Genomic DNA, 20,052 nt, shown 5'->3' on the forward strand with positions numbered 1-20,052 from the left:
AAAGCAAAAATAAAACTCAAATTAAATATACAATTTAGCTGCCTTTTACTTTCATAATTAAATTTAATTACTATAATTAAATTATGAAAAAATATGTCAATTTATACAACACAACTGAGTACACTTTTCTAGATTCACTTATTAAAGTTGATGATCTTGTTAGGGCATCAAAAGAAAAAAATCTACCCGCTGTAGTTTTAAGTGACCACAACAATTTGTTTGGCCTTGGTGCCTTTATGGAAGCTTGCTTAAAATATGATATTAAAGGCATTATTGGTGTTGACTTAGATGTGCAGGAGTATCGATTTATAATTTTGGCTAAAAATTATGTTGGTTTTCAAAAGATAAACCAACTAATTTATAAAAAGAGCAAAGGTGAAATTATTGAAATTAGTGAGCTTTGAAATCCTAATTTAATTGTCCTTGATCATCCAAGATATGGTTACTATGCACAAACGCAAGATAATAAATTTTTAAAGGCTAAAAATTATTATATTAATTCATCCGATGCATCATTGCCTAATTCAATATTAATTAAAGAAAATAAACTTTTTAACTCTGATGATAATGAAACACTAAATTACTTGCAAAAGTTAGCTAATTTAGAAGAAACAAAGCATTATTCAAACTACTTTGATGATGTTAGTGTTGATGAGATTATAATTGAACGTATTTATAAAATAATTGATGAGTGTAACGTTGTTTTCCCTAAAAAAGAACTTCATCTTGCACCATATTTGAATAACGATGAACAAACTAATGAAGAATTGTTTGTTTCACTTCTAAAACAAGGAAGCAAGCGTCTTGCAAGTGAGTTAAGTTACTATCCACAATGAAACAAGCGTCTTGAATACGAATTTAATGTTATCAAAAAATTGGGCTATATAAACTACTTTTTAATTATTCAAGATTTAATTAATTGAGCTAAGTCTCAAAAGATTGCAATAGGACCTGGTCGTGGTAGTGCGTCTGGTTCACTTGTTTCATATTTGCTTAATATAACAGAAATTAATCCGCTAAAATATAACCTTCTTTTTGAAAGATTCCTTAATCCAGAAAGAGTTAGTTGACCTGATATTGATATTGATATCCAAGATGATCGAAGACAAGAAGTTTTTGATTATTTAAGAAATAAATATGGTAGTGACAAAGTGGCCCTTATTTCTACTTTTCAAACTATTGGTGCTAAAATGGCTATTAGAGATATGGGCCGTGTAATGGGTATTAGTTTAATTGACATTAATCGTATTAGCAAAACAATTAAGAGCGATAATTTAAGTGATGCATATCAGAATGATTTAGATTTTAAAATTGAGATGGATAACTATCCAGAACTATATAAGCATGCACTAAGGATCGAAGGTTTGCCACGACAACAAAGTTTTCATGCGGCAGGTTTTATTATTGCAGATGATAAACTTTATAATTATGTGCCACTTTGTCAAAGCAATTTAGAGAACTTTCAACAAGTTCAAGTTCCAATGAATTATATTGAGAGCTTCGGCTTACTTAAAATTGACTTACTTGGACTAAGAACATTAAGCGAAATACAACTAATTGAAAAAAGTTTAGAAGAAGAGCAAAAATTTGACAATCTTGTTAAAAAAGATCCACAGGTTTTAAATGATCCTAGTACTATGATGATGCTCAATTCAGGTTTTACTGAAGGTATATTTCAATTAGAATCTCCTGGGATGAAGAAAACAATTCAGAAAGTGATGCTTAATTCATTTGATGATCTTTATGCTATTATTTCGCTATTTAGACCAGGGCCAATGGAATTTATTACTACATATGCCGAAAATAAAAAGAGCAATAATTTAGTAAGAAAAATTCACCCTGAATATGACAAAATTGTAGCAAGTACTCATGGTATTATTGTTTATCAAGAACAAATTATGCAAATAGCTCAAAGTATCGGTGGAATGAGTTTTTCTCAAGCTGACTTATTACGTAAGGCAATTAGCAAAAAGAACCAAGACGAAATTAAAAAATACCGAGGTATATTTTTCGAAAATGCCTATAAAACAGGCATTAGCGAAAAAATTATTAATACAATTTATAATAATATTGAAAAGTTTGGTTTATATGGCTTTAATAAATCTCATGCTGTTAGTTATGCATATTTAACTATGAAAATGTCATATTATAAAACACGTTATACACACTTATTTTATAGTTCGCTAATAACAAATGCGGCTGGTGCTCAGGCAACTATCAATAAATATGTAAATGAGATCAAAAAGTTAACTTTTCCAGTGTATTCACCTAACATTTTGTACTCAAGTAATAAATGTGAGATTAGAAAAGAAGTAATTTATTTGCCTTTTGAGATGATTAAAGGTTTTGGTGCTGAAGGTGTTAATAAAATAATGGCAGATTTAGAACAAAATGGTCCTTATAAAAATAACTTGATTGACACAATGTTAAGATTACGCTTTGCTGGAATTAAAGACTCAGCAATGGAAACACTAATTAAAGCCAATGTCTTTAGAGATTTTGGCCACACTAAACATATTCTTCAATGTGATGGTCAAATTAAAGATATTTTTAAGGTTTTATCTTCACATAGCACTTATAAAGAGGCAATTTCTGACATTGAAAAAATGGGATACTTTAATATAACATTTGATGAAGAGATCAAGCGAGATATATTTTACGAAATGGACAATGAAACAGCCCTTTTGGGCGAATTATACAATGCTTATAGTACAAGCGAATATGAGGCTAAATATCAAAATAAATTAATAACAATTACAACTTCAACACCAACAAAAGTGGCTGTTGAAGTTGCGGATTTAAGAAAACCAAGAGGTAAGGAATTCAGCATACTTGAATTAAGAGATAGTACAACAAAATTAACATTTTTTGTAAGCAATAAAACACTTGCTAATAATTTCACTCTTAAAAAAGGTCAAATAATTGAAGCTACAATTAGTTTTAATAGAAACAAACACATTTTGCTTGGATGGAAGGGAATAAATTAATGAAAAAAGATAAATTTTTATTAATCGATGGGAATTATTTATTATTCTCTTCATTTTACGCTTCATATAATCAATATAATCCTGAAAGCACAATGCGTTCTCCACAAGGTATTACAACTAATGGAGTTCATGTTTTTTTAATAACATTAAGTAAGTTATTAGCTTATTTTAAACCTAAATATTTATTTATTGCTTTTGATGCTTTTGGAAAAACAAAAAGACACCAAAGTTATCAGGATTATAAAGCCGGTCGAATGAAAGCTCCAACAATCATTTTTGAACAATTTAAAACAATTAAAGAAATTTTAACTAAACTAAATATTAAATGGTTTGAAAAAAGCGGTGATGAAGCTGATGATTTAATTGCAACACTTGCACAAAGTCAAGGATGTTTAAATTTGATTTTTTCAAAAGACAAGGATCTACTACAATTGGTTAATGGTAACACATGTGTTGTTAAAACAGTAAAAGAAGGTTTTAAGATTCATTATGAATTAGAAACCATTGATAATTTTGAATATATTTATGGTATCAAACCTAATCAAATTCCAGATTTTAAAGGACTTGCAGGTGATTCATCAGATAATCTAAAAGGTGTAAGCGGAATTGGTGAAAAAGGAGCAATTAAGTTAATTAATGAATATGGTTCTCTTGAAAATATTTACCAAAATATAGACCAAATTAAAGGAAAAACAAAGGATAAGTTAACTATTGATAAAGAACAAGCATATATGTGCAAAAGTTTAGCAACTCTAAATTTAAATGTTGAAATGGATAAAAACCTTTCAACATATCTTTTAAACTTTGACTGAGATAAAGGAATTGAACAAATGCAATATTATGGTTTAAATAGATGTGCTGAATTATTTGAAAAACTTAAATAAAATCGAGAATTGTTGAATGTTTTAACTTTTTGATTTTGAAGTCAAAACTAAGATAAAATTTATTACTACTAGTAACCCGCATTTTTCAATTTGTTGAAAAAATGTATAATTTATAAGTCTTAAAAATTTATCAAGAAAGGTGGATTTATAATATGAGCAAAAAAGAAATAATATTATTTTGGACAATGTTGTTAGTTGCCTTAATTGTTTTATGTCTTATTGATTGGTTGCCATTTTTTATGATTGATTTAACATATGCAAGTTCAAGTCTAAGAAAGTTACCGCCTTTAAAAATTTAATATGAAATTAGAATTTTGAAAAAATAGATACATCTATTCATTTATTGCTTTGCTTGCTATAAATTTAATATGAATTACTTGCATAATAATCAATATTTCAGTTACAGGTGGAGATTTTACAAAAGGAATAAATGATAAATTTATTACATTACGGCTATCAAATTTATGACTATATATTTTTGTTAAATTAACTTCATTTGTTTTATTATATTTACCTTTTGGTCTTTTACTAATACAAGGCATAAAATACATAAAGAGAACAAGCAATAAGACTTTCAAGAAGTTTTTTGCTCTTACAATGACAATAGCAACAACCGAATCATTAGTAGTAGTTTTATATTTTGACTACATTGCTATGTATATGACTATGCAACTTGTTTTTCTTATATTTCATATCTTGCTATTAATGCTAACTATTATAAGTTTCTTGATTTTTATTAAAAAACAACAAGATTTTGCAAACAAAAAAGTTTGAGAATAAATTGAAAAATAAAAAAGTGAAGTGTCATTGTTTATTAAACTTCACTTTTTTATTTTATTGCTTAAGTAACTTATTAACTTTAAGTTAATTATGTTTTATAATTATGAGCAATTAAACTTATAACTTAGGATGGTTTTAATATGAATAATGAAAATATTTTAAATTCACAACAACTGAAACAAAAAGAACAAACCTTAGAACTCTTTTGAGAATTCAAGGAATTATGTGATAAACATAATTTAAAGTACTCAATTGCGTATGGAACAGCATTAGGTGCAGTACGTGAGAATAAGATGATTCCTTGGGATACTGACATCGATGTCTTTATTACAAAAGAAACCTATGATTTTTTATTAAAAGAGTATCCTGAAAAGTTTTTGAATAATAATAAGCGCTGATATATGTTAACTTTTCCAAGGTTTGTTAAATCACAAGAAGACATTGTCATCAAAAACCAATATCCTGTTTATCTTGACCTATTCATATTACAAAAATCATCATACAAACGAATTAAAAAATATAATTCATCATTTTTTAATAAATTAAGATGCTTAAAATCTATTGGCTGAGTTTCATATCACTTTAGAAATGTATTTTGAACATGAGTAGCAAAGATATTTATCTTTTTATTTTTGTTTTGAGTTCCTAAATTAACAATTAAATCTAGTCTTAAACAACTTGCTGCAAAAAAGAATGAATGGCAAGTAGTTTATGTAGCTAATTGTTGACCGCTTTCAAATCCTAATTATTATATGAATTCAGTTGTTCCTATTGATGACTTTGACAATCTCTGTGAGATTGAATTTGAAAATAAAAGGGTCAAAATTATAAGAAATGTTGAAAATCACTTGATAACAACCTATGGAAGTGATTGAAGAATTCCAAAAGTTACAAAACACGCAATTTATTATGGTTATTTTGAAATGAGTAATAAATAATTAATAAAGGAGAAAATTATGCAAAAAGTTGATAATGCTATTATCTTCGCAGCTGGAAAAGGTACTAGAATGAGTCCTTTAACTCAATATACGCCAAAACCATTAATAAAAGTTTTTGGCGAGCATATGATTGAAAGAAACATAAAGTTCCTTATCGAATCTGGTATTAAAAAAATCTATGTAGTTGTTGGATATCTTGCTGAACAATTTGAGTTTTTAAAAGAAAAATATCCTAACTTGACAATTATTAAGAATGACTCATATGATGTAACAAACAATATAAGTTCACTATTTGTATCAAAAGAATTTTGATCTAATACTTTATATATGGATGGCGATATATATTTAAGAGAAAATATTTTTCCTAAATTAATTGAATTAATTAAGAAAAACAAGACATCAATAGCTTTTAGTCAAATATACAAAAAACATTCACCAGAATGGTCATATAAAACCGACCCAAATAATTTTGTCAAGTTTCATGAATTAGAAAAAGATGCATTCAATATGAACGTTTGAAGCGGTTTTCTTTATTTAAATAAAAAAACAAGTGATGAAGTTAAACATAAACTAGATGTCTTTTATGAAAAAAATAAGCAATCTTATCTTGAGAGTTTCTTTTGAACACTTGAAAATAAATTTAAACATGTGGCACTTGATGATGTTGAGATTGATGAACTTGACAGTTTTGATGACTTAATTTCTATTGATTCAAGTTATAAAAGTCACCAAAACACAATTTTATTTACGCCCGGCCCAGTTAATAATTTTGATGAAGTTACTTCAATATTAGGTGAAAGTGTAATTCATCACCATTCTCAACTATTTTCATACTATATGAGCGAAACAACAAAACTTATGAAAGAATTTTTTAAAACTGAAAGCGGACTTCCTCTTTTTTTAACAGCATCTGCTACTGGTGTTATGGAAGCAATGGCTCTTAACAGTGTTGAAAAAGGCGACAGAGTTTTAGTTATTGAAGCTGGAGATTTTGGTAAGAGAATGGAAATCATCCTGAGAAAAATTTTAGATGATTCTGATCTTTGTGTTTTAAGTTATCCAGATGGTCAAACATACAATTTAAGTGAAGTTGAAAACACAATAAGAAATAATAAATTTAAATCAATATTTATAACCCATCATGAAACTTCAACAGGTGTGCTCCACGATATCAAAAAAATTTCTGACTTGATTCAAAAATATTGTCCAGAAACACTATTTTTAGTTGATACTGTAAGCTCATTTATTCATGAAGAAATCGAGTTTGATAAGTGAAAAATCGATGCTGCATTAGCAACAAGTGGTAAGGGATTTTGTGTTATGCCTGGACTAAGTTGCATTGTGCTCTCTGAAAGAATGCAACAAGTTGTTAAGAAAAATAAAAATGTTAAATTCTACTTTGATTTAGCTTCTTATATTAAATACTATGAAGAACAACACTCAACTCCTTATACCCCTGCAAGTTCAATTCTAATTGCACTAAATGCTTCATTAAAAGTTATGAAGAACCTAACTCTAAAGAAAATGAATGAAAGAAGAAAACAAATTTATGAATATATAAGGAGCGTTCTTGTAGATGATTTAGGTTTTAAGGACGCAGTAAGCAGTAACTCAATTACTCATGGTTTATTAGTGTTAAATTTACCTAATGGATATGATGCTGAGATATTAAGAAATTCAATTGAATACAAGGAAAATATTTATTTTGAATTAGGCCGTGCTGAGCGAAGACATAGCCAAATCAGAATTGGAATTCCTAATACAATTAATATGAGAAAAGCAGTGTTTCTTGTTGAGAAAATCAAGGAGCATCTAGAAGAGGCAAAAATTTAATTCACATAACATTTTCTTGACTTTGACACTTTAGAAATTCATTTTTTAAAAAAGCCTATAAAATAGGCTTTTATGGAAAGTCTATTATTTAGATTCTAGTAAAACAGGGCCTAATTCATCGACTTTTCCCCATTTAGGAATTATTTGATAACCTAATGATTCTCTTAAATTTGTGTAATCTTCTGGTTCTCTAACTCTTAAAAAGTATTTTTCTTTCTTGTCTAAACTCTCAATAAGTACTATTTTTACCTTTCTCAATGCATCAACAATTCTGTCGGTTGTTAAACTGTTATTAGCCAATGAACTTAATGAAAATTCTATGAATCTTTCAATAACTAATGCTAAATAACAAATCATAAAATGTCCTTCAATTGTTTTTTCTTTTGACAAATAAACTGGTCTAGTTTCAAAAGTTGTTTTTAAAATCCTAAATGATTCTTCAATCTTTCATAAATTTGAATATGTTCTTATTACTGTTTCAATGCTTAAATTTTTGTTGCTTGTATATATTCCGTAAAATCCATCTCATCTTGCATCATCTATAATTTTTCTTCATTTAATGAAATTTCTCCAACAGAATAGTTGACATATTTTTTGCCACCTTTTTTAATTCACTCATGGCTTTTGAGCCATTTTTTCAACACAACTTTTGGCTTTTTTAATCAGTCTTTCTCTATCACTTTGATCTTTTTTCTTCTTTTTCTGAAAAACTTAAAATTAAATTTCCATCTAATGAATTATCAAGTACTAATTCATCCTTAATTTTTTAGTTAATGGTGCTTTTTTACATAAAAACCATCAACTGCTTGCTCATATGTAGCAAGGTCTATAATGCCAGGAACAAGGTTCTTATTTCCTTTAATTTTGTGAGACATTATGAACTCAAAACCATCTTTTTAAGTTCTAAAAGATTAGGACCAGAGTTTAATCCTCTGTCTGCAATAACAGTAATATTTTCAATACCTAATTTTTCCTTAACTTCCTTTATAAAAGGGACAAAAGTTTTAAAATCACTTGTATTTCCGGCAAACAATTTGTAGGCAATTGGAATTCCATAAGCATCAATCATCATCCCAAGAACAACCTGTACATTATTAATTTTTGCATCCTTAGAAAACCCGTAATCTAACAAATCGTTTTTTCTATACTTTCAAAGTAAACAGTTGTAACATCGTAAAATGTTTCTTTTAGGTTTCTATCAAATAGTTTGGCTAATTTTTTGTTGATATGTTCAATGATATCTAGCCTTTCATCACACAAAATTTCAAGGCTTCTGTAGATTGATTTAAGGGTGTCATCATTCTTTATTGTATACTCATCAAAAATATTAAATGTTTTACTTTTTGAACAAGGTTTTAAAAATCTCATTGCGACTAAATTTTGGACAATATTGTTCAAATCGTATTTGATTCTCTTCATATTCTTTGATTTCTCAAAATATTTATCTAGGTCTAACTTTCGGTAAACATTGTTTAGTATTAAATTGCCATAATTTAAAACTTCTAATTCATTCTGATATTTATTGTGTATCTTGTTTTCATCTCTAATATCATATTCACCGTCAATGCTATCGTCAGATAAAACATCTTTAAATGTCCCAAGCATTCTGCCTAAAAGTACTTCTTTTCTTCCTTATCTTTTGAATACTTTTTAAATTCATTTCTCAGGTTTTCTAAAAAATTAGGATCGTTTTCTTCTAATTTGGATAATAATCCCAAATTTTGGACAACCTTATGTTTACAAGATTTGCTTTCTTTATCTCAATAACTTTTCACAATATTAACATATTCTTTATTTCTAACTCTAATAACTTTAACAAACATAATTATATTATACTATGTTTTACTAGAATTACAAGAAAAAATAAAAAATTCATATACTATGTATATGAGCCTTATTTTCAATGTGTTTTAATGGCCAAAGTGTCAAAGTCAAGAGGCAAAAATTTAATTCACATAACATTTTGCAACAAGAAAATATTAAAAATCACCAATAAAAGTGATTTTATTTTTTACCCTTTCTATAAAACTTAGCCATATCATATCAGCCGAGATGTTCACCTGAGCGAAATTTAATTGGCGTTCTTCAGTTCTTGCCATAATTGTGTTCAAAAACTTTTTCATAATCCTTAACAATGTTGATTTTGATATCTTCAAAATCAACTTTTATGGTATCCAGAAGATCAATATCTTTATATGTGTTTTCTTTCATTTCTTTTTTAGAAATAAAACTTATTACATGAGTTATTTTTGAATCAGGTTCATATAATTCATTATAAGCATCAACAAAGGTTATTTTTTTTGTTACTCAGGTTCATCATAAAAAACATTTAATTAATTTAAGACCCCAAAGTCCTTTTAGGATTGGCCTATGTGTAAAATTATGGGCAAACCTTATTTTATTAGTTAATCTATTAAACTTTTTTAGTTTCTTTTCAGTTGTTGGTACAGTGACGAAAAGGTCTATAAAACAGGCATTTTCGCTATTTTTATTTTCTAATGAAAATTTAGGAAAAATCATTGGGCTTTTCTGTGTTTCATTATCAACAATATATTCATTGTAATTTTTCTTTAGGAATTCATATGTTTCTTTTGATATTAAAAAATCAGCATCATCATCTCAAGGTATAAAACCTTTGTGCCTAATAGCACCTAATGCAGTCCCGAAAAAAGCACTATATTTTAAATTGTGCTTGTCGCATATTTCGACAAATTTCTTAATTACTTCATAAACTTTTAACTGCTTTTCATTTAACTTATTCATTATTGACCTTTTCTTAAATATTTTTATGCAATTGTTATTTTATTATAACAATAATTGTGTTAACAATTTTAATTATTTACAGTTAAAATTATCAAATACTTTTACACAAATATTCAGGTTAAGAAATGTCTTAATTTTGTCAATTTTAGGTTTAAAATCATTAACTTTTTTCAAAGAAAAAATCTAAAAAATATTTTTTAAAAAATGTTTGTATTATTTGCGAAATGCATTATAATTAAGTAGCATTTTATAACAAGATGCCCAGGTGGCGGAATAGGTAGACGCAAGGGACTTAAAATCCCTCGAACGTTAGTTCGTGCTGGTTCAAGTCCAGTTCTGGGTACCAGTTGTCTACTAGTTAGGCATCTAAATGCGTCCTTAGCTCAGGCGGTAGAGCAAATGGCTTTTAACCATTGGGTCGGAGGTTCGAGTCCTCTAGGACGTACCATTTCATAAAATTGACCAAAACATCCTTAAATGGGTGTTTTATTTTTGCAAAAAATGTTAGGTTACACACACCTAACCTAACATTTACTCATATTGTTAATCCTGTTTTTCGTTATTAGGATCACTTTCACTTCGTTCACTTTGATATCTAGGATCTGCTAAAATAGATTTTAGTTCTTGATAAATCATATTGTATGTATCACCATAACCAAATTCTTCTAGTCAGCCACCATATTCACTATTTCCAGGAATCATACTGTAGCCTTGTCAATATGTTTGCTTTTTGAATTCCCCATATTTGCCATCAGCTTTTTTAACATATTTTAAGCCTTCAGCACCTTTAATATTTGTGAATAGTTCTCTCATACCCTCAGTCTTAAGATATTGATTTGTGCGTTCACCATTATTTTTGCCTTTTGAATTTCTATCAAAGAAATCGTTAAAGTTGTCACCGATTCTCATGAGAGTTCTTAATTTAACTGCATTACCCGATTTAGAGTCTATCGATGATAGATTTCAACCCTTATCATTGTCATCTAAACCATTCATACGGTCGGTTTTATATACTTTTTTACCTAAAATTTCTGCAGCACTTGAATTAGTTCATGTTCTTCAAGGTGTTGCTTCAAAATCGCTTTTAAATGTCATTTTATTAGCTAGTTCTTTAAGTTCATCTTTGCTCATATTTTTAGTCATTTCATCACTAATAATAGTTGTTCCATCTACTGCCACATATGGCATTGAACCACGCATTCAAAACTGAAAATCTGCAACATATTTAATACCTAAATTTTTCAGATTTTTCTTAAGTGCATCTCTAACAGCAGTTGATTGATTCATATCAGAGTTATAAACAACTAGTGCACCTTTTGATTGTACATGATTAATGAATTTTACTGCACCAGGAACAGCAAATCTCTTAGCTTGAAGATCATTTTTTTCTTTCATCTTGCCACTATAACCACCATTAAGCATTCCGTAAACTTCTGTGTAATCATTTTGTAATACTGTTTCATCAATGTCCATGAATACAACGGGTATGTAATTACCATTTGATGCATTATCAACCTGTTGTTTAGTGTTGAAATCTTGATTATATTCAAATTTATCAGTTGTTGCACGAGTCATTAAGTTGTCAAAAACTGCAGTTGCTCTGGCATATTCTGCTTCTTTTGCGATTCGTGCTTCAACTGATTTTATGTATCAAACTATTGAGCCAAATTGAGCAGCATCTTTATTAAGTTTAGAAATTAGTGCTTCTTTTTCATCCATTGATAAGATGCTTTTGTAATCAATTGAATTAATTAGGGCCTTTTTGCCTTCATCATTTAACTTTGCAAATTCTTCCTTAATAAATTTATTTTTTTCTGCTGGAGTTAATTTATTAAAGTCAAAGTTTTCTTGTTTGTCTTTTTCGCAACTAGCTGCAATTGTAATTGGGCTAAGTGCTACTAATGGAGCTAGTGAGCTAAATAAAAATTTTCTTTTCATAAAATCTCCTTTATTAGTATTTTTAGATTAATTAAATACTATGATTTAATTATAGATTTTTCCACATTAATGTTGCTTGGTGTGGTAAAAGATTAAATTATTAACACATAAAAAATAGGGCATAATAGCCCTATTAATTTATTGTTTATTAAACAACTTTAAGAATTTCTTCTTTTGATTTATGTTTGCCTTTTAAAGAATCCCTTTCAACATGTATAATTTGGATTTTATCGTTGGCTCTTGTGTGTTCATCATATTTTTGTTTACGACGAAAACCAAGGATTAATCCTTCAATTTCTTCAAGTGAGTTAGCTTGTGCAATTACCTCTTGAGTTGAAACTAATTTGGCTTTAAATCTGTACATAAATCTCCTTCTGTGACAATATTATTGTCACTAGTATCTATTATATCAATTAATATTTTGTATTAAGAATATGTTTTTTATTTAAGTGCTCCTTTTAGTGTTCTATTTAATTTTTCTTCAAAACCAAGAGCACTTTCAGCGCTTGAACTATCGGGTTCTTTATTCAAATCAATAACACTAGAATTTAAGTTTGAAAATAAATTGTTAAAAATATTTTCACTGCGGTGACGTGAATTAAAGAATTCTGCACTACTTACTACACTATCGACAAATCCTTTTTCTACACATTTATTTCACAATTTATCAGTCTCTATTTTTAGGTTGCAATATGCAGAGTAATTATTCATAATATCGATTCATTTTTCTACAAATGAATTAATTTTTTCTTGATTAAGAGAAATTTTGTTTGTAAATTCATCTCTATTATTAACATCCAAAAGTGTTTGTTTGATTTTGTTTGTTATAACTTTTATTCCATTAGATATTTTGTTATTTTGCGACGTTAGGTGTGCAAACTCGTTGGCCTTCTTCTTAATTTCAATACTAACATTATTAAGATAAGTTTCATATTGAACTTTGAGTTGTGAAATTTTACTTATTTCATTATTTATTTTTGATATTGAGTCAAATATTTTGGTAAATAAATTAACCACATCATTAGTATTATCAATCGATCAAATGATTGTATTCAAACTATTAACAAAATTATTTTCAGTTTGAATTAAATTAATAATTGTACTAGCATCGCTTAACTGTGCCAGTGGTTTATAATCATTAAGTAACGAATCATCTATTTTAAGTTTTGAAACCGAATTGTTAAATATACTTAAATTAGAATTGATTGTTTTCTTAATAGTATTAAAAATATCAGTATCCACTTCAATTAACTCATTCAATGTTAATAATTTGTCTAAAAAAGGTGTTAATTTTTTTTCATTAAAGGTATGAGTAATATTTTTTGCAAGTATTGATTTGGATGTTTCTTCAAGTTGAATGAGTTCTTTATAAGAAAGTGAAAGTAAGTTAAAGTTATTCAACTCTTTCTTCTTTGTTAAATAAACATTATAAAAAGTTTTTATTCTATTTATTCCATATGCAAACATTTTGCTTGCACTTTGTTCGAGATTAGAAAATATTTCTTTTACATTAATAAATAAATCAATTAACTTGTTTCTTTCGCTAACATATCCAGCATCTTTTAACTTAGAAAAATTGTTTCTTGGCATGTTTGCAAATTGAATAATTTTTTCTCAATCATTTTCAAATTTAAAAATTTTTAAAATTCTAGTTATATCCTTGTTAAAAGCTAAAATTTTTTGCTTAATTTCATTTTCTATAAAATCAACAAATTTTTCGTTTAAGCCTTTTTCATAGTTTAATATGTCAACTGATTTTTCTATCAACGGAATAACTTTTTCTATATTTAAAAGATTATTATTTTTACTATAAGTACTTAATTCATTAATTTTACTAAACAATAATTGATATTTATTTTTTTGTGAAGAATAATCAAATAATTTATTTGCATCTAAAATACTAGATGCATTAATTTTCTCTTTTAAACTACTTATTGAATTTGTAACAAGTGCAACCAATTCGTTGTTAAATTCATTAATGTTTTCATTTGCACTTGCTAGATTATTAAGTAACATAATACGATCAATTTTTTCAATATCTCTAACATAACCATCAACCGTAAAATATCTTTTAAGTGTTTCACACACTTTTAAGTATTTAGCTCTTGATATATTGCTAATTTGACTTAATGTATCAATTTCAGTACTGCTTAAAATTGACTTACTAATCGAGTTCCTTGTAATTTTTTCATTGAATTTTGCTAATATCTTTTGCTCAAATATTTTTTTATCCTCAATAATTAATCTAGCACCTGCATTACAAAAATCAGCACTGATTTCTCTGTTGCCACCAAACCTAAGTTTTTCCTTCTCATCCTTATATTTAGTTAATGCTTTTTCAAGTTGTTTAAATAAGATGCTTTTATTTGGCATTGATTTGATAATAAAGTTATCACTGTTTTTTAATTCTAATAGTTTGTTTACTTTCTCTTCAACTTCATCAAATTCTTTGAGAAAAAAATCGACCTGCGAGATATTTATAATACGATTTGTTTCGTCAACGGCTTCCTTAACTTGTGAGTAAAAAAACTTTTGATCATTAGCATTAACTTTTTTTCTTATATATGTAGCATTGCCAAAATGATAACCTAAACGATATTTACTGTGTTTATTTAATATTTTCTGTAGACTGTTGCTTAGTTCATTATTTAAACTAATTTGCTTTTTGTAAATTTGAAGAATTTTAATTAATTCAAACTTATAAGTGGCCTCAATGTTTAATTGGTCGATTTTTTGGTTTAATGTTCTGTGTTTGTCTTCTAATTCCTTGTTTTTTTCAGAAAAAACTTTTTTCTTATTGTTAATATCATTAATTGAATTCTTATATGAAGATTTATCAAGCGAAGTCCCAATTATTGTTCCTATTGATACAATAGCAACAAGCGACCCAAGAACACCAAGTGAAATCTTTAAATTCTTTTTATTTTTTTGAGTCATATTTTCCTTTATAAATTTAATATTTTAAAAATATATTAAAGATGTGTATTTAGATAATTGTAAAAAGTTGTAATCATTTCGACCGCTTTATCACATGGTTCCCGATTTGGTAATTTATTTAAATCAATATTAGGCGATGTTAGTTCTTTAAATATTTCATCAAGTCATTGTTCGGTATCTTCTTGAAATTTTTCCATAATTTTTTTAAGATTTTCAACTAGTGGAAAGTCAAATTGATTTTTCTCTAGACATTCATTATATTTTCTAACTAGAAGTGGTTTCATATTTTCAAATTTGACATATTCATCAAAAATATAGATTAATTCATTCATAAATGATGTTATCTTTTTAGTGTCATTAGATATTTTTTTATCAAAGTCAACTTTTGAATTAACGTTAACGAAATTATCCCTAATTGCTTTAATAACTGAGTCATTTACCATTGGAATTCTCAATGTTTCAAGGTATTTTTGTTGCTTTAATGTGACTTCATGTTCATTAATAATTCGGTTTGCGTTTTGAACGTATATAATGTATTCAGCTTTAAGCTCTTCTGCTTTTTTAACTTCTTTATTAATCTTGGATATTGATTCAAATAACTTAGTATATAACGCACTAATGTCGCTAATGTTGCCTATTTTTCATTCAACAACTTGAGCATTTTTAATTAAGTTACTTTCTTTTCTTATTATATCAATGGTGCTTTTAATTTCTTCTAATTGATTTAAATCCTTAAAACCTTTAAGCAATGAATGGTCAATTTTAAGACCTGTTGGCAATTTATCATTATCACTTATATTTGAATTTATTACTTCCTTAAGAATTCTTATGTTATTAATTTCACAAGAGATTAATTCATTAAAAATTAGCATCTTCTTTAGATATTCTATTAAATCCGTTTTTGTACTAGTGATTTGTAATTCCTTAGACAAAAGTTCATTAGATTTCTTCTCAAAAATTGAATAATCTGAGTATGTTACATTTAAAGAATTGAATGAATCTAATTCATTTTTATTTGTTAAATAAGCGTCAATAAATTTTTTAATTCTTTCTTTACCATAGTTAAATAATTTAACAGATTTTTCATCAAGATCACTAAACGATGTTTTTATTAAAACAAATTTGCTTATTAGTTCATTTCTTTTTTTAATATACTCACTAGGACTGAGACTTGAAAAGTCAACTCTAGGCAAGTTTGCAAAAGCTTTTACATTTTTCCAAGAATCTTCAAAATTGGCAATTGAAAATAATGATGTTAAATCTTCATTAAAGGAATTGATCTTTTGTTTTAGTTCATTTTCAACAAAATCAACAAATTTTTCATTGAGCGATTTTTCATTATTTATTAGTTCAATTGACTTTGTGATTAAATAATTAACTTTTTCAAAATCTCATAAAATGGTATTTTTGAAACCTTGGTTAAATTTATCAAACTGATCAAAAAGATTATCATATAAAGGTTTATTAATGCCAAAATCGAGCAAACTACTTGAATTTAAAATACCATTATTGAACATTTTTTCTTTTAATTCTTCAATATATTTAGAAATTACATTAAACAACTCATTATTAAATTCTTTAATATTTTCATTTGCACTTGTTAAATCATTAATTACTTTAAACCTTTCAACATCATCTAAATTTTTTAATGTTCCATCAGCATTGAAATAGGTTTGCAAAATAAATTTAGCTTTTTCGAATTTAGCACTAGAAATACCACTTATAATCTTAAGTTCATTAAGTTTTAAATTATTTAGAATACTCTTACTTATTGAATTCGTTGTTACTTTTTCATTAAATTTTTCTAAGACTTTGTCTTCTCACAATTTTTTGTTTATCGCTTCAAGTTTTATAGCTTTTTCATAATAACCAATTGTTAATTCTCCTTTTTTGAATTCTTCTGATTCTTTTTCATTTTTATATAGAGCAACAGCAAGTTCTAAATTTTTGAATGATTTTTCTTTTTCATCGACTGAGTCAATTATGAAGTTACCACTATTTTTTAATCTCAATAATTCATCAGCTCTTTTTTCTATTTTGTCAAAACTTTCTTTAAAAAGTTCAACCTGAGAAAGAGATAAAATATGATCAGTTTTTTTAACCGCATCCTTAATCTGGTTATAAAAGAAATTTAGGTCATCACTATTCAATTTTTTTCTAATATAAGAAGAATTACCGAAATGAAAACCAACATGATATTTACCATGTTTATTTAATATTTCTTGTAATCTGTCATTTAAAGCACTGTTAACACTAGCTTGTTGATTATAAATCTGAAGAATTTTATCCAATTCAGACTTAAAATTAGCACTAATATTTAAGCTATTAACTTTTTTGCTTAATGTATCATATTTTTTTGCTAGTTCCTTATTTTTGCTATTAAAAAATTCTTTTTTATTGTTAACTTCACCTATTGAATTCTTGAAATTGGTCCTATCTATCACAGCACCAACAACAGTGGCAAGTGAAATTGTACCCACCAAACTGGCACCAATAGTAAGAGAGATCTTAATTATCTTTTTGTTTCTTCTATTCATATTATCCTTTGCAAAACAAATACAGAACATTGAGTTCGATATTGTTTTGATTAATATCACTACTTAAAAATTATATTAAATTAAATGTTTAATATATCTAATATGATGGACTTGTAAGAGATAAAAAAGTAAAGCGAAGATTAATTAAAGATATTGTTTGCTGGATAAAAATTAAATACAAATTATTTTTACATAGAATACTATTTTATAGTCAAATAGATTACACTAACTTTATAACCCGACTTTCGGAGTTATAAATTAAAAAAATTACCAATATGCCTATAAAATAGACATATCGGTAAAATTTTGCAATAAATTTTAATAACACTTTTTAGCTTTTAAATTATTAATTATGTTTAATATTCTTGTATATAGTTCATCTGTTGATGCCTCTATTTTCTCCCTACATAAGATTGTTTCATTTGCATACTTAATACATTCTTTTGCGTTATTTAAACATTCGATGATTTTTTGACATGACGCAGTCTCAATTAGTCCATACTGATTAATGTTTTCTTGGTAAAGAAGTTTCTTAATAAATGTAGCAATAAATAGTGCTATATAAGACAACACAAAGTGTCCTCTAATGTGATTATCAGTGTAAACATAAATAGGTCTTACTTTTAGAGTACTTTTTAGAATTCTAAAATTATCTTCAATTAAATATTGTTGTCTGTATGTTTCCACAATATTGTCTATTGGCATATCAATTAATGTTGTTTCATAAACATACAAACCATCATATTTCTCATCTTCCAAAATTTTTTCATAATCAAGTTTGTAAATGTGTTCAACTTTATTATCTCTAATTTTATCTGCAATAATTTTTTGTTCATTATTTGCATTATCTTCAATGGCGACCTTTTCGAAATATCTGTATTTTTTATATTTGTTATTTAATTCATCTTCTGTTACAAAGTCTCGACCCTTTGCTTGTTTCTTGAAATTGTCAATTAATTTTTCTCTATCTTTTCTATCTTTTTTTGCTCTTTTTTCACTATAAGTAATTACTCTTTTTCTTCATTTTTTATTTCCGTTTTTGTCTAAATTATCAGATTGAAATTTGTATTCCTTATATCAAATCCCGTCATAAGTTTTTGTCATATCTTCCTTATTTATAGCAAAATCCTTAAATTCATTTGTTGATGATTTTAGTCTATATGACATAATAAAATTGATGTTATGGCTTTCAAGAAAAGACAAATTTTCTTTTGTTGACATACCCCTGTCTGCAACTATTGTTACATTAGATAAATCTTTAACTCTAGACAGGTCATTTATATATGGTTTAAGTGTTTTTGAATCAATAGTATTGCCTGGAAAAAGGTTATAACTAAAAGGTACACCATAACTATCTGTTGCCATCGAAAACACCACTTGATCTTCATTTACCTTGTTTTCTTTTGAATATCCATTCATTCTTAATCCATCTTTTTCGAAAGTTTCAAAGTATACTGTTGTTGAATCGTAGAACATTAGTTTTTCATTTCTTGTAATGAATTTACGACAATTTTTATTTAGTGTTTTAATGATTGAATCTTTATTAGTACAAAGTACATCTAATAGACTATAAAAGGTATCAATTTTAGTGGTTACATCATTTGTATATTCATCCTTGTTTTCAAATGAGTGCTTTATACTATAATTATCTCTTAACATTTTGAGGCAACTTGATAGTTAAAAACAGCCTCTAAATTTTTGTGTTTAGAACCTGAAATAGCATCAAAAACTTCTAACTTTTTAGCAATGTGTAAATAACTTCTGAGCCTGTGTTTTGCTCAGTATTTTTAATATTTTTAACTTATTTAGGAGAAAGGTTTTAATGTCATTTTTATCTTTGAATGTATTCTCTAAAAGTGCTCTTTTAAATATTTCTTTGTAGTCTTTTCTAATTTTTGAGAGTTCATTTACATTGCCAAGGCTTACTATCCTATCAGCACCTTTGTTATATCCTTTAGGTCTTATAACATAGCAATATTTTTGTTTTCCATTAGAACAATCAGTTATAACCAAATCTTTTTCATAATAATATTATATCATAAATGCTATTAAATGATATTAAAAAATAAAAATTTTTAAAAAAGTGCAAAAAACACTTAAAAATTTGTATTTTTCACACTTTTTAGTAAAAATAGTACTTTTTAATGGTCCCAACTCCGAAACTCGGGAAATACAGAACATTGAGTTCGATATTGTTTTGATTAATATCACTACTTAAAAATTATATTAAATTAAATGTTTAATATATCTAATATGATGGACTTGTAAGAGATAAAAAGTAAAGCGAAGATTAATTAAAGATATTGTTTGCTGGATAAAAATTAAATACAAATTATTTTTACATAGAATACTATTTTATAGTCAAATAGATTACACTAACTTTATAAAGATTAAAAATATTGCTTTTAAAATTAACTAGTTATTAAACTCCAAATCATTATGATTAATGAATCCA

The 20,052-nt window shown here is 26.7% G+C and carries 16 protein-coding genes and 2 tRNA genes; 7 read left to right on the forward strand and 11 right to left on the reverse strand.

The annotated features are described in order from the left end of the window. Nucleotides 1-83: 83 nt before the first annotated feature. The 5 genes from dnaE to NPA07_RS01440 all read left to right on the forward strand — a co-directional run bounded on the left by dnaE (nucleotide 84) and on the right by NPA07_RS01440 (nucleotide 7,422). Nucleotides 84-2,987 carry a DNA polymerase III subunit alpha gene (dnaE, locus tag NPA07_RS01420; RefSeq protein WP_126117986.1) on the forward strand — a complete coding sequence of 968 codons (2,904 nt, stop codon included), beginning with the start codon at nucleotides 84-86 and terminating at the stop codon, nucleotides 2,985-2,987. Then, the gene (locus NPA07_RS01425; RefSeq protein WP_126117985.1) at nucleotides 2,987-3,871 is read left to right on the forward strand and encodes a 5'-3' exonuclease; all 885 of its coding nucleotides are present in this window, start codon (nucleotides 2,987-2,989) and stop codon (nucleotides 3,869-3,871) included. The genes dnaE and NPA07_RS01425 overlap by 1 nt, the downstream gene beginning before the upstream one ends. Nucleotides 3,872-4,171: 300 nt before the next feature. Then, nucleotides 4,172-4,651: a hypothetical protein gene (locus NPA07_RS01430; RefSeq protein WP_126117984.1), complete on the forward strand. Its 480-nt coding sequence runs from the start codon at nucleotides 4,172-4,174 to the stop codon at nucleotides 4,649-4,651. Between the two features lie 140 nt (nucleotides 4,652-4,791). Then, nucleotides 4,792-5,589, forward strand: a complete 798-nt coding sequence (gene mf1, locus NPA07_RS01435) for a diacylglycerol cholinephosphotransferase Mf1 (protein WP_126117983.1) — start codon at nucleotides 4,792-4,794, stop codon at nucleotides 5,587-5,589. 18 nt (nucleotides 5,590-5,607) lie between these two features. Further along, complete coding sequence (locus NPA07_RS01440) at nucleotides 5,608-7,422, forward strand: aminotransferase class V-fold PLP-dependent enzyme (RefSeq protein ID WP_126117982.1); 1,815 nt, start codon at nucleotides 5,608-5,610, stop codon at nucleotides 7,420-7,422. Between the two features lie 84 nt (nucleotides 7,423-7,506). Here NPA07_RS01440 and NPA07_RS01445 read toward each other — a convergent pair whose 3' ends face one another. From NPA07_RS01445 to mf1 (NPA07_RS01465), 5 genes are all read right to left on the reverse strand, one after another. Continuing rightward, entirely contained in the window at nucleotides 7,507-7,779 is a 273-nt protein-coding gene (locus NPA07_RS01445) for a hypothetical protein (RefSeq protein WP_256553084.1), read from the reverse strand. A 517-nt stretch (nucleotides 7,780-8,296) separates the two neighbouring features. Then, nucleotides 8,297-8,554: a transposase gene (locus tag NPA07_RS01450; protein ID WP_256553085.1), complete on the reverse strand. Its 258-nt coding sequence runs from the start codon at nucleotides 8,552-8,554 to the stop codon at nucleotides 8,297-8,299. Then, the gene (locus tag NPA07_RS01455; RefSeq protein WP_256553253.1) at nucleotides 8,548-9,027 is read right to left on the reverse strand and encodes a hypothetical protein; all 480 of its coding nucleotides are present in this window, start codon (nucleotides 9,025-9,027) and stop codon (nucleotides 8,548-8,550) included. Before NPA07_RS01455 ends, NPA07_RS01450 begins: the two co-directional genes overlap by 7 nt. A gap of 5 nt (nucleotides 9,028-9,032) precedes the next feature. After that, nucleotides 9,033-9,245: a hypothetical protein gene (locus tag NPA07_RS01460; protein ID WP_256553208.1), complete on the reverse strand. Its 213-nt coding sequence runs from the start codon at nucleotides 9,243-9,245 to the stop codon at nucleotides 9,033-9,035. A gap of 181 nt (nucleotides 9,246-9,426) precedes the next feature. Further along, complete coding sequence (mf1, locus tag NPA07_RS01465; RefSeq protein WP_235659526.1) at nucleotides 9,427-10,185, reverse strand: diacylglycerol cholinephosphotransferase Mf1; 759 nt, start codon at nucleotides 10,183-10,185, stop codon at nucleotides 9,427-9,429. A gap of 259 nt (nucleotides 10,186-10,444) precedes the next feature. Between mf1 (NPA07_RS01465) and NPA07_RS01470 the strand changes: the two genes are divergently transcribed. Next, nucleotides 10,445-10,531, forward strand: a tRNA-Leu gene (locus NPA07_RS01470). A gap of 26 nt (nucleotides 10,532-10,557) precedes the next feature. Next, a tRNA-Lys gene (locus tag NPA07_RS01475) sits at nucleotides 10,558-10,633 on the forward strand. A 95-nt stretch (nucleotides 10,634-10,728) separates the two neighbouring features. On the opposite strand, the gene NPA07_RS01480 is transcribed toward NPA07_RS01475, so the two are convergent. From NPA07_RS01480 to NPA07_RS01505, 6 genes are all read right to left on the reverse strand, one after another. Continuing rightward, nucleotides 10,729-12,123 (reverse strand): HAD family acid phosphatase, encoded by a 1,395-nt coding sequence (locus tag NPA07_RS01480; protein WP_126117981.1) that lies wholly within the window; start codon nucleotides 12,121-12,123, stop codon nucleotides 10,729-10,731. 148 nt (nucleotides 12,124-12,271) lie between these two features. After that, nucleotides 12,272-12,487, reverse strand: coding sequence for an MAG6790 family protein (locus NPA07_RS01485; protein ID WP_126117980.1), 216 nt, complete (start codon nucleotides 12,485-12,487; stop codon nucleotides 12,272-12,274). A gap of 77 nt (nucleotides 12,488-12,564) precedes the next feature. Further along, nucleotides 12,565-15,060 (reverse strand): hypothetical protein, encoded by a 2,496-nt coding sequence (locus NPA07_RS01490; RefSeq protein ID WP_126117979.1) that lies wholly within the window; start codon nucleotides 15,058-15,060, stop codon nucleotides 12,565-12,567. A gap of 35 nt (nucleotides 15,061-15,095) precedes the next feature. After that, a complete protein-coding gene (locus NPA07_RS01495; RefSeq protein WP_126117978.1) occupies nucleotides 15,096-17,597 on the reverse strand; it encodes a hypothetical protein in 2,502 nt (833 codons plus the stop codon). A 318-nt stretch (nucleotides 17,598-17,915) separates the two neighbouring features. Next, nucleotides 17,916-19,256 carry an IS1634 family transposase gene (locus NPA07_RS01500; RefSeq protein WP_256553254.1) on the reverse strand — a complete coding sequence of 447 codons (1,341 nt, stop codon included), beginning with the start codon at nucleotides 19,254-19,256 and terminating at the stop codon, nucleotides 17,916-17,918. An 81-nt stretch (nucleotides 19,257-19,337) separates the two neighbouring features. Continuing rightward, entirely contained in the window at nucleotides 19,338-19,610 is a 273-nt protein-coding gene (locus tag NPA07_RS01505) for a hypothetical protein (RefSeq protein ID WP_256553255.1), read from the reverse strand. Between the last annotated feature and the right edge of the window lie 442 nt (nucleotides 19,611-20,052).

The organism is Mycoplasmopsis caviae, assembly GCF_024498215.1.
In the GTDB taxonomy this organism is placed as follows: domain Bacteria; phylum Bacillota_I; class Bacilli_A; order Mycoplasmatales; family Metamycoplasmataceae; genus Mycoplasmopsis; species Mycoplasmopsis caviae.